Below are 11,833 nucleotides of genomic sequence, written 5' to 3' on the forward strand. Positions count from 1 at the left end.
TGAACGCAGATAAGATTAAGAAGACCGATTTTTTTAGGTAACCGATGCGTAAGGACATGAGATCGCACATCATTTTTCTTCCGGAATCCGATATCCGCTCTAATTACGCAAAAAAGCGGCAGTTTTTGAACAAAAAAACTTTTAATGCACTCGACTGCACCGTGCTATCATCCGATAGAATGTCTATCACTTTCACCGATAAATTTGGTGCGGGTAGTTTTAAGCTTTGGGGAACCAGGGATTTACACTTCTATCAGATTTCAAATATACTTGGCTATGGAACAGCTTAACAGCAAAAGCGTCAGCGTCCATTGGAAAATTTGTAGAGCAAAACAATTCCCTGTGTCTATGATCTCGCCTGCGTGGTTACTTAAGTTGACAGTCCAAATAAAAAACAACTGGTGGCGTCGAACACTTATAACATTACTATGTGCTGTTCTGCTGTGGTGCGGACTGAAACCAGACGCGGCTTTAGCGCGTACCCAAAACTCGACACCAAGCACATTACCCGCGCTACGGGGAGAGGAAAGCAAACTTAAATTTTCATCATCTGAGTCAATTAGGCCCTATTTGGATCGGGTGATGCAGCGCATCACCGAGTTTCGCCTCGATAATGGCATGAAGTTCATCGTGCTGGAACGACACCAAGCACCAATAGTTTCTTTTCTAACATACGCCGATGTTGGCGGTGCCAACGAGCCAGATGGCAAAACAGGAGTTGCTCACTTTTTGGAGCATTTGGCTTTCAAAGGAACGACGCGCATAGGCACAAAAAACTACGCAGCGGAAAAGCCATTACTCGATCGACTAGATACCCTATCAGAACAAATTCAAGCAGCCAAAGCAACTGGTAAAGAAGCCGAAGTTACTAAGTTACAGGCCCAGTTCCAAAAGGTTGAAGCACAAGCAGCCGATCTAGTCAAGCAAAACGAGTTGGGTCAGATCGTTGAGCAAGCTGGAGGAGTCGGTCTGAATGCCAATACTTCCACCGATGCTACCCGCTACTTCTACAGTTTCCCTTCTAACAAGCTAGAACTGTGGATGTCGCTGGAGTCGGAACGGTTTCTAGAGCCAGTGTTCCGAGAGTTTTATAAAGAAAAAGATGTAATTTTAGAGGAGCGCAGGCTGCGTGTCGATAACTCGCCAGTCGGTAAGATGCTCGAAGCATTTATCGACACTGCTTACAAGGTGCATCCCTATCTGCGTCCGGTAATTGGCTACGACAAAGACATCAGAAATTTAACCACAAAAGATGTAAAGGAGTTTTTCGATACTCACTACGTTCCCAGTAAGTTGACGATCGCTGTTGTTGGGGATGTCAATCCAGCAGAAGTGAAAAGACTGGCCCAGATTTATTTTGGCCGCTATCAAGCAAAACCGAAGGCAAACGACACTGTAGCGATCGAACCAAAGCAAACCCAAACTAGGGAAGTCACCTTGCGACTGCCTTCCCAGCCTTGGTATTTGGAAGGATACCATCGCCCAGCAATGAATCATCCCGATAATGTAGTTTATGAAATGATCGGCAGCATTCTCAGCGATGGTAGAACGTCCCGCCTCTACAAATCGCTGGTGGAAAAGCAGCAACTGGCACTCACCGCACAAGGCTTTAACGGTTTTCCAGGAGATAAGTATCCTACGATGATGCTATTTTATGCGCTGACGGCTCCCGGTCATACGGTTGACGAGGTGGCGACTGCGTTGCGATCTCAAATCGATCGGCTCTTAACTGAGCCAGTTTCAGCAGAGGAATTGGATCGGGTCAAAACGCAAGCGCGTGCTGGCTTGTTGGGCTCGCTTGATTCTAATGATGGTATGGCATCTTTGTTAGTGGAATACGAAGTCAAAACAGGTAGCTGGAAAAACTTGTTCACGGAGTTGGAAGCGATCGCAGCTGTCACCCCCGCCGATATCCAGCGCGTTGCACAAGCAACATTCCAGCCATCCAATCGCACCATTGGGCGTCTTCTGTCCAAAGAGCAATAAAGGAAATGGAACCCCTCTAGCAAAGAACGCGAACAAGAGGAGTTAACGAAAATTTGACACCCATGGGTGTCAAATTGCGACGGTAAAAAAATAGACGAGCAGGGAAGAGGACGAAAAGTGCTTTTCGATCGAAAATCAAAAATTTTTATGAGTCAGCAGCGGATTGTCAAAGCCCTGACGCTAATGGTGGTGACAATACTGCTTCTGATGGTATTGCGCTTGCCAGCCGTGGCCCAAGGAGCCAGACATTATACCGAGTTGACCTTTCCACCGCTGCCAGAAATCAAGCTGCCCGCTTACACTCGCTATAAACTGGACAACGGCATAATAGTGTATTTGATGGAAGACCGGGAACTTCCCCTGATCGGCGGTACAGCGCTGTTTCGCACAGGCGATCGCTGGGAACCAGCAGAAAAAGTTGGTTTGGCTGGGTTAGTAGGGGAAGTGATGCGGAATGGAGGCACAAAGAAGCACTCAGCCGATGAATTGAATACTCTGCTGGAACAACGGGCCGCTTCAGTAGAAACCAGTATAGGGACTTCTTCGGGTAGCGCTAGTTTTAGCAGCCTCACCGAAGATTTAGAGCAAGTGTTTGCGCTATTTGCCGAGGTAATTCAGGAACCAGTATTTGCCCAGGACAAAATTGATTTAGGCAAAACGCAAGCGAAGGGCGATATAGCCCGCCGCAACGACAATCCCGGTGGCATTGCCAGCCGAGAATTCCAGAAACTAATCTACGGGGAAAGTAGCCCATACTCCCGCACGATTGAGTACGCTAATCTGGACAATATTTCCAGGCAAGATTTGGTGAATTTTTACCAGCAATATTTCTATCCCAACAATATGATGCTGGGCATTGTGGGAGATTTTGACAGTAAAAAAATGCGGGAACTGATCCAGGAAAAGTTTGGCAACTGGAAACCAAATCCGCAACTGAAAATACCGCCTTTGCCAGCCGTTTCTCAGGCGAACCAGGGAGGGATCTTTTTTGTCGATCGACCTCAGCTGACTCAGAGTTATATTCAGATGGGGCACTTGGGCGGTCTGTTGAACAGTCCCGACTATGCGGCGCTGGATGTTTTGAATGGGGTGCTGAATGGTTTTGGCGGGCGGCTTTTTAATGAAGTGCGATCGCGCCAAGGTCTAGCTTACAGCGTCTACGGCGCTTGGAGTCCCCGCTATGACTACCCCGGCGTCTTCCTTGCTGGAGGACAAACTCGTTCCGAAGCTACAGTGCCATTTATTCAAGCCATCTTCGCCGAAATTAAGCGCATTCAAGCTGAAGCAGTGACGCCAGAAGAATTAGCTTTAGCTAAAGAATCAACCCTGAATTCTTTTGTATTCAACTTTCAAGACCCCAGCCAAACTTTATCGCGCTTAATGCGATACGAGTACTACGGCTACCCGGATGATTTTTTGTTCCGTTATCGACGCCAGGTAGAAGCAACCACTGCAGCTGACGTGCAGCGCGTTGGCCGTACTTACCTCAAGCCAGAGAAAATCACCACCTTGGTTGTAGGTAATTCTGCTGCTATTCAGCCTCCCTTGACTGCACTGGCGGCAGAAGTGACACCGATCGATATCACAATTCCAGCGCCGAGAACTACCGCCACTTCCCAGCCATAAAAACCACTCTTGGGTACGTTGTTGCGCTTTAGCGCCAGATTTCGCGCTAAAGCGCAACAACATACCTAAGAATCGCCTCTAGATGGCGATCGATCCAAAACTACATCTGCGTTCATCTGCTTTTATCTGCGGTAAAAAATTACTCAAATTTAATTGTGCGATCGAACTAATGTGTAGGTTGGCTTTGTACCTCAACCCAACCCAGAAAGAGCGCTAAAGCGCAACAACGTACCTATAAATTATGATAAACCCTGCGATACAAAACCCGACCAATAGTAGGGACTGACAAAGGGCAATATTTCTCGACAAAGCAGATTTAATTTTAATCGCTGCTTATAGAGAATTTCTACTTTATTGTCTCCCCATTGTTGCTGTTCAAAATAATCCTCTAACTGCTGTTTATAATTAACAGATAATTCATCGCCTGTCAAGTTACGCAGCTTAAATTGTGCTTGGCGGATTGCTTCCGATCGGCTTTTATCCTGCTTTTCCTGATAGTATAAAATACAAAACAAAGCCGTTGCTAAATCATCCACAGCCCACAAAGTACTGACCACATTTCTCGCACCAGCACAGAGGAAACCGCTAGCAATCGAAAGCGGATCGTCGGTAATTTGGGTGAGGGTTAAATTAGTTTCGCAGCAGGAGAGAAACACTTCGGCTAGCTGCGAAAATCTCCAGGTGAAAATGCGACCGAGGTTGATTTCGCCGTCGAATAAATACAGTTTTGATTCCAGGGAATTATCGAGTTGGGAACTGGCGTGATGGCTGGAATGGAGGACTTGCACGCGATCGAGTAAATTTTGATAGTTACTGATAGTTGCTTGCTTGTATTGGAGGCGATTATCTGAGATAACGTTGTGCATAGTTGCCAGGGTTTCGCACTCGTAGCCAGTGAAAACGAGGTCGCCTGTGGCATTTTCCACGATTCCCATTGTCGCAGGTTTGAGGTCGCCTCGCTGGTGGCAAAAGTTGAGAATTTGGCAACTGGGAACGATGCGAATGCGGAATTTATCGCTGAGGTATTCGGGTTGTTGGGATGGAGTTTTGTCAGGGGTGTTTGATGGTTTGCGGACAGCCATCAAACCGCGTTTTTTGTCGGAAGCTGTATCGCTGTAGGGAATGGGAATGTTGTTTAAAGGTAAGGCAGCAAAGGGGATTTGATGCAGGTACAAATGAGGGATAATAATTAGTTCTTTGATGCCGTTGAGATGTTGGTCAATTAGTTTATTAATTTGCAGGCGGTTGGCGAGTTGGGAGAGAAATTCACCCATTTGAATTTGCCATACGGTTGGGTTTTCTTTATAAGGTTTTAACCAGTTGTTGAATATCCAAATTTGCAAAGTTTCAATTCCTTGACCTTCGCAGGTGTAGAGTTGGGTTGGTTGATTTTTTCGCAAGATGAAAATGTGGGTATGTTCGCCTGTAGTGTAAAAATTGAGGATAGCGGTTTCGGCATCGGGAATTAAGGCTTGCATCTGGTCGAAACTGAGAGGGTTTGGTTGCAATTGACCCGCCAAAACTTGGTCTTTGCTGCGAATTTTCAGCCAAGCTTGCTGTTTTTCTGCTTCTAATTCTTCAATCTTTTCAATGGTCGCTTCGGCGTTGCGGGTTGCTTGGCGGGTGGTGGCGAGTTCTTTCATTCTGTCATTGTCAGAAAAACGCAAACGGTTGGTTTGCTGTTGCAGGCGATAGTATTCCTCGACTTCGGGGGGAATTTCGCCTTTGGGGTAGAGGTCTTTGCTGCTGTAAAATAAGTCGGCGAGGTGGCGGGAACGGGAACGGTCTGCGGTTTCGACGGCTTTATCGTATTGTTTGAGGTTGATGTAGCATTGGACGGCTTTTGCGTAAACGGAGATGGCTTCTGCAATGATTTTTTGGCGGCGTTTGTCGGTGGTTGAACCTTTGCGGAGTTGTTCGACTGCTTGCATGGCGGGTTCGTATCCTTCTAAGGCGAGATGCCAGTCGCCTTGAGTGAAGCCGATGTTACCGAGGTTGCGACCAGCTTTGAAGCATAGGGGTGGCATAGTTTTGGAGGTGGGAATTTTGAGGCAGTTTCGAGAGTTCTCAATGGCTTTCTCTGTTTGCTGCAATTGGTGGTAAGCACCGCCTAAATTTCCCAGAGCATACCCTTCCCCAAGACGATTTTTAATTTTCCGACTAATGGCTAAATGCTGTTCGTGGTAATTGATTGATATTTCAAATTGTCCCAGAGAGTCGTAAGCATTGCCTAAACTTCCCAGAGAATTTGCTTCACCAAGACGATCTTTGATTTCCCGTGTAATGACTAAAGACTTTTCGTGAAAAGTGATCGCTCGTTCAAATTGTCCCAGAGAGTAGTAAGCATTGCCTAGACCTCGCAGACAATCCGCTTCCCCAAGGCGGTGGTTGATTTCCAAACTAATGACTAAAGATTTTTCGTGGAAAGTAATCGCTTGTTCAAATTGTCCCAGAGAGGAGTAAGCATTGCCTAAACATCCTAGAGAAATCTCTTCCCCAAGACGGTTTTTAATTTTCCGACAAATGGCTAAAGACTTTTCGTAGAAATTGATCGCTCGTTCAACTTGTCCCAGAGAGTGGTAAGCATTGCCTAAACTTCCCAGAGAATTTGCTTCCCCAAGGGGATCTTTGATTTCCTGTTTAATAGCTAAAGACTTTTCGTGGAAAGTAATCGCTTCTTCATATTCTCCCAGAGAGTGGTAAGCAATACCTAAATTTCCCAGTGAAGCCGCTTCTCCTTGAGGGTCTTTGATTTCCCGACTAATATCTAAAGACTGTTTGTGACAATTGAGCGCTTCTTCATATTCTCCCAGAGAGTGGTAAGCAATACCTAAATTTCCAAGACAAGTCGCTTCTCCTTGGCAGTCTTGAATTTGACGTTTAATGGCTAAAGACTTTTCGTGAAAAGTAATCGCTCGTTCAAATTGTCCCAGAGAGTTGTAAGCGATACCTAAACTTCCCAGAGAATTTGCTTCCCCTTGAAGATCATGAATGGCTTGATAAATGATAAGGCACTGTTGCCAGCACTCAAAAGCCACGACAAACCGACTGATATAAAACTGTTTAACTCCCCAATCAAATAAAATATGGGCTGTCTCTTTTCTAATTGTTGTTTCCTGCTGTTCGCTACCGAGAAATTTCCCCAGTTGCAAGGCAAGGTTACTTAAAAAGTTAGCATCATTTTGGTTGCCGTTATCATCGAATTGTTTAGCAAATACGATTATCGCTTGCAAAAGTCCGGGGTCGATTAACTCGAAGTTGTCATTTAATATTTGCGATTCTTCCCCGTTGGGACATTCGAGCAATTTTTGGATGAGTTGGTAATAGGCGGCGATGCGTTGTTCGTCCATTGTTGTTTTCCTTTCTTATCAATTAACAATCTATAATTAAGAACAGAGTCAAATCGAAAGAGGCAACTATGAAATCCGACTATAACTTTTCCAAAGCAGAACAAGGCAAATTTTACCATCCTGATGCTACCTTTCATTATCCCATTGATGTGGAACCAGATCCTTCACCTCCAAAACATTATCCACTGCGGGGAATGCCAATTACAATTGCTGCCGATTTTCATGAACCGATGCCTGAACTTTGGGATGCTTTGGAAGAATGATTTTACTCGATATCCTTACGTTTACTCAGATCTTGCGCCTGCCGTTTTAGCCCGCCCGAAAATCCATAATATTGTTGGCGAATTAATGAGGTTTTAATTCTACACAGAGACAATGGCAACGCTTGCAGCCCGCCTGCGATTCAAATCGCAGGCTAATAGCTAAAGTCCACTTAAGTGGACTAAATACTAATCTTTCAGTCCATTTTAATGGACTTCGCTTGCGGCCCGCCGGCGAATTGATTCGCCGGCTAATAGCTAAAGTCCACTTAAGTGGACTAAATACTAATCTTTCAGTCCATTTTAATGGACTTTCGCTATTAGCCTCAGACTTGAGTCTGAGGCGGGTGTGGGCTGACAACAATTATAACAGAAACCCGGTTTCTTGACCCTATATAGCGATAAACTATAGAATCTGGTATACTTAAGTAGAGAAGAGAAAGGGAGTCAAAAAAAATGACAACTATTCAATCAATGACAACTGCCATAACATCCCTTTACGAACAGGATTTTTATCTGTGGTTACAGACAACTATCAACTTATTAAAAGAGGGGAAGTTTGCCGAAATAGATTTAGAAAACTTACTAGAGGAACTGGAAAGTATAGGGAGAAGCGATAAAAATGCTTTAGAAAGTAATTTGAGGGTACTTTTAATGCACTTACTTAAGTATAAATATCAGTCGCAAAAACGAACAAATAGTTGGCTTTATATCATTCGAGAACATCGTCAACGCCTCCGAGACACCTTCAAAACCAGTCCGAGTTTATATCGGTTTTTTGAAGAGATTTTTAATGAATCTTATCAAGATGCTAGGGAACTAGCCGCAGGTGAAACAGGTTTATCTATTAAAATATTTCCCCCAGAGTCTCCCTTTACTGTAGAAGAAGTTCTTAATCCTGATTTTTTACCCCCTGAGTGCGATGATCCTGAAAATATTGAATAATTGAATGAGATATCCTTCTCTGTAATTGCTTTTTTCAAATGATATAATCATATAATAACTCTATTCCCAAAACAATGATCGCCAATCAAAGCCAAAATTACATTTCTCCTCAAGATTATCTCACAGGAGAGGAACTCAGCCCCATCAAACACGAATATATTGATGGACAAATCTACGCAATGGCTGGGGCTAGTGATGCCCATGTTACCATCACCGGAAACTTATTTGCCCTGTTAAGAAGTCATGTCCGAGGGACTGGCTGCCGTGTCTATATGGCGGACATGAAAGCCTATATTGAAACAGCCAATATCTTTTACTATCCTGATGTGATGGTAACTTGTGATGCCAGAGATAGTGCATTTCCCAATCATAAAAAATATCCTTGTTTAATTGTCGAAGTTTTATCGCCAAAAACAGAAGCGTTCGACAGAGGTGATAAGTTTTCCGACTATCAGCAATTAGAAACCCTCCAAGAATACGTTTTAATTAGCCAAAAGCGCCAGCGTTTAGAATGCTTCCGCCGCAATGCTGAGGGTTTTTGGGTATTGCAAACCTACAATCAAGGCAGTGACATTCATTTAGCAAGCATCGATTTTCGGACTAGCATTGATAGTTTATATGAAGATGTGAGTTTTGGAGATAATGAAGAAATTCAGTAGGTTGCTTTAAGGTTATAAAACCTAACCAATTCTAGCATTTGTTGGGTTTCTCTGTCGCTCAACCCAACCTACGATCTATAATAAACTGTAAAGTTTTAATTCTACATAGAGACAATGGCTACGCTTATAGCCCGCCTGCGATTCAAATCGCAGCGTCATAGCTAAAGTAGGGGCGGGTTTTGTTCTAATGCGATTTGTAGGAAACAAAGGATATTTGCTAAATCCGCCCCTACAAGTGGACTGAATACTAAATCTCCCAGTCCATTTTAATGGACTTTCGCTATTAGCAAGAGACTTGAGTCTCTTGCGGGTGTGGGCGACCTCAGTTTCTCATTCCACCACTTCAAAACTTTGATAAAAAACTTCCCAATTACCTTGCTGTTCCAATTGTTCAAATAACTCCTTAATCCGTTCCGCATTCCATTCTGGTAAAGCTTCATCTTCGCGGGGAGTCAACCAAGGTAAATTCAAAGGTTTCTCTAATTTAATCGCTAAAAATTCCTCCTTTCCCACTTCTCCAAACACAAACTTTTCTTTGCTATTACCAGCCCAAGCATCCTTTTGCGGCAGCACAATGGGCGGTTTTTCGATGATAGAATTCGGTGCATAAGCGGAAGATGGACAGAGTAAACATTGCCCCTGTTGGCTGCGATTCAACAACAGCAATTGATAATTTTTATCTTTCTGTAATTCCAAATCAACTAACATCCAAAGCGACTGATTTGCCGGAATCGTTGTTTTCTGTGCCGAAGGCGGTGGAGATGGCAGAATTAAGGCTCTAGTTCCCCTTTGCACTGATGCCATTTCCTCTTTTGTTAAAAACTGTAGCCAATTGGCAGAAGATTTAGCATTATCGTGCAATATTTCCCAGCTATGTAGCCCTAGCCATCGCAGGTATTTGTGATTCCATAACCAATAATAAGCCTCTCGCCAAGTGCCTCTTTGTCCTTGTTTTCCATTAATTAAGATATCGAGATTAACACCATCTTTTTCCATTTCTTCTTTATATAGATTCACCATCGCCTGCACAACATTTTGCGAAGTTGTGCCAATTGACGTTGCATAATCTCCCTTACCAAGACGAAGATCTTTTGGCATCAATTCTTGAGCAATTTGTGTTTGTTGAAATGTGACTGGGCGATGTTTATCGTAACGCAGGGGAAAAAAGACTTCTTCTCTCAAATTAAATCCCGGCTGCGTTTTCAGTTCGGCTGCGATTTCGTTAATAAATTTTACTTGTTCGGGTGTCATTATGGATTACCTATGGCAATGCAAGGAGTGAGGAACCTGGCTTCTGAAACCTCCATTTCAATATATCACTTTCTTGAGGTACGTTGTTGCGCTTTAGCGCTAAAGCGCAACAACGTACCTCAAGAACTATTTCAACTATTTGGACTATTTCAACTATAAAAACTATTTCTATTAATTAAATTATATCAAATTATTGAACTAATAAAACTACATAAAAGCAAAAATAACTACGTCAATTATTACCAACTAAATCAACTCTTATTAGAGTGAAAGCATGAAGGTTAATTTTCCAACAAAAGCGAGTTTATTATGAAAATGCCTCTGCAATCTACCCAGCAACACAAGTTACGCGCCAACGAGTTACATCTTTCACACAAACCCATAACCTATTACTTGGAGAAAGCCCAAAATGATTCTAGTTACCAACAAAACTTAGGCAAACATTACCTCAAATCAGAAGAACAACAACTCTCAGATACAAGTAAAGAATCTTTCGACATCTGGATACGGCGTTTATACATAGACTTACCCATCATCACGCGCTACGTCTACGGTCAACCCTATCATTCCTCTGAAGAAATGGCGGCTAAAGTTAAGAAAACAGGAGTGCTAGAAATTAGCGTTGATTTTAACAATCCTGTCGTTTTAAGTCCTGCTACTAACCTCTTCTTTAGAGCAATACATGACAGTCATCACATCCTATTAAATGCTCCCTTTTCCTGGGAAGGTGAAATCAAAGCTGTTCGTCATTTTTGCAGCCTCACCAAAAATAACATTTTTCACCGCATTTTGTTTAGCGAAATTATTCTCCAAGCTGCTGCCTATTTCGCGCTTGGAGGTCAGTTTCCTAATGAGCAGAAATTGGTATTAAGTTTGCCTGAATAGAAATTTAATGAAGCAAAACCCGACGCATTTGTTGGGTTTCGTACCTCAACCCAACCTACCCATTTTCTCTGTAATTCAACCCAAAGGAGGTTGTTAAAATGGAATCGATTAAATCAATTCTCTCTCGCATTATACAGCAAAATTCGGCAATTAAATCAGCCGTTGATTATGACAATTTCCTTACCGGAGAAGCAACTGTTATCACAGTGGAACCGCCAAAACAGCGACCTTATTGGTTTGGCAGAGTTGCCTTTAGGGGTTCCTATTGGAATGCTCGAACCTTATCCCCTACAACACTAGAAGAAGGGGATATCTGCGAAGTGATTGGCAACTCGAATATTACCCTGATTATTCAACCATTTTCTCAGCTTCAATCTGTGCAAGTCCAGAAATAGCCGACGGATTGGAAATAGGCTATTAGGTACGTTGTTGCGCTTTAGCGCTAAAGCGCAACAACGTACCTAAACGCGAAAGGGTTTAACTACGCATTCTTTGGGAATAAAATAAGGAAGTTGACTGTTGCGACACTGAAGACCTATCTCGAAGCTGAGAAAGCCACCAAGTTCTGAATGTTCGCCTGTTGGTTTTAGCTTTTCAACGATTACCCCGTTGTGCAGTTCGTAGCGGTGTTCTGAGTTTTCTGGATACCAGGCGATGAATTCGTTAAACGTGACTTTTTTAGGTATGGCTTGTGTCATGGCCAAAGCCTCTTTTTTAGGTTGATTGTGATTTTAAAGCTTTGCAAGAAGTTGCAAAACTTTCTGCTCTATAACCTAACTTTAAACAAAAAGCCCAAACAAAAAAGCGCCCCCTTTCGGAGAGCGCCTTTTTGTGATTTAATTAGTAGCTACCAATTAACCATTGATAGCAG

10 protein-coding genes are annotated in these 11,833 nt (G+C 43.2%); 7 read left to right on the plus strand and 3 right to left on the minus strand.

Features of this window, described 5'->3' with window-relative positions:
- Positions 1 to 348 precede the first annotated feature (348 nt).
- Both LAY41_RS22245 and LAY41_RS22250 read left to right on the plus strand, forming a co-directional pair.
- Positions 349 to 1,986 (plus strand): M16 family metallopeptidase, encoded by a 1,638-nt coding sequence (locus tag LAY41_RS22245; RefSeq protein ID WP_420840340.1) that lies wholly within the window; start codon positions 349 to 351, stop codon positions 1,984 to 1,986.
- Positions 1,987 to 2,169: 183 nt separating this feature from the next.
- Positions 2,170 to 3,612 (plus strand): M16 family metallopeptidase, encoded by a 1,443-nt coding sequence (locus LAY41_RS22250; protein ID WP_249103022.1) that lies wholly within the window; start codon positions 2,170 to 2,172, stop codon positions 3,610 to 3,612.
- A 239-nt stretch (positions 3,613 to 3,851) separates the two neighbouring features.
- On the opposite strand, the gene LAY41_RS22255 is transcribed toward LAY41_RS22250, so the two are convergent.
- A complete protein-coding gene (locus tag LAY41_RS22255; RefSeq protein ID WP_249103000.1) occupies positions 3,852 to 6,962 on the minus strand; it encodes a CHAT domain-containing protein in 3,111 nt (1,036 codons plus the stop codon).
- Between the two features lie 68 nt (positions 6,963 to 7,030).
- On the opposite strand from LAY41_RS22255, the gene LAY41_RS22260 reads away from it, so the two are divergent.
- From LAY41_RS22260 to LAY41_RS22270, 3 genes are all read left to right on the plus strand, one after another.
- The gene (locus tag LAY41_RS22260) at positions 7,031 to 7,225 is read left to right on the plus strand and encodes a hypothetical protein (RefSeq protein WP_249103002.1); all 195 of its coding nucleotides are present in this window, start codon (positions 7,031 to 7,033) and stop codon (positions 7,223 to 7,225) included.
- A 453-nt stretch (positions 7,226 to 7,678) separates the two neighbouring features.
- Positions 7,679 to 8,167, plus strand: a complete 489-nt coding sequence (locus tag LAY41_RS22265; protein WP_249103004.1) for a DUF29 domain-containing protein — start codon at positions 7,679 to 7,681, stop codon at positions 8,165 to 8,167.
- Between the two features lie 74 nt (positions 8,168 to 8,241).
- The gene (locus LAY41_RS22270; RefSeq protein ID WP_249103006.1) at positions 8,242 to 8,826 is read left to right on the plus strand and encodes a Uma2 family endonuclease; all 585 of its coding nucleotides are present in this window, start codon (positions 8,242 to 8,244) and stop codon (positions 8,824 to 8,826) included.
- Positions 8,827 to 9,156: 330 nt separating this feature from the next.
- Here the strand turns inward: LAY41_RS22270 and LAY41_RS22275 are convergent, their stop codons facing one another.
- Entirely contained in the window at positions 9,157 to 10,077 is a 921-nt protein-coding gene (locus LAY41_RS22275) for a hypothetical protein (protein WP_249103008.1), read from the minus strand.
- A gap of 309 nt (positions 10,078 to 10,386) precedes the next feature.
- Between LAY41_RS22275 and LAY41_RS22280 the strand changes: the two genes are divergently transcribed.
- Positions 10,387 to 10,962 (plus strand): hypothetical protein, encoded by a 576-nt coding sequence (locus LAY41_RS22280; RefSeq protein ID WP_249103011.1) that lies wholly within the window; start codon positions 10,387 to 10,389, stop codon positions 10,960 to 10,962.
- A 98-nt stretch (positions 10,963 to 11,060) separates the two neighbouring features.
- Entirely contained in the window at positions 11,061 to 11,357 is a 297-nt protein-coding gene (locus LAY41_RS22285; protein WP_249103012.1) for an NfeD family protein, read from the plus strand.
- Positions 11,358 to 11,423: 66 nt separating this feature from the next.
- Here LAY41_RS22285 and LAY41_RS22290 read toward each other — a convergent pair whose 3' ends face one another.
- On the minus strand, positions 11,424 to 11,660 hold the full coding sequence (locus LAY41_RS22290; protein ID WP_249103014.1) for a Uma2 family endonuclease: 237 nt from the start codon (positions 11,658 to 11,660) through the stop codon (positions 11,424 to 11,426).
- Positions 11,661 to 11,833: the final 173 nt, after the last annotated feature.

The sequence above is a fragment of the Argonema galeatum A003/A1 genome (assembly GCF_023333595.1).
GTDB classification, from domain to species: Bacteria; Cyanobacteriota; Cyanobacteriia; order Cyanobacteriales; family Aerosakkonemataceae; genus Argonema; species Argonema galeatum.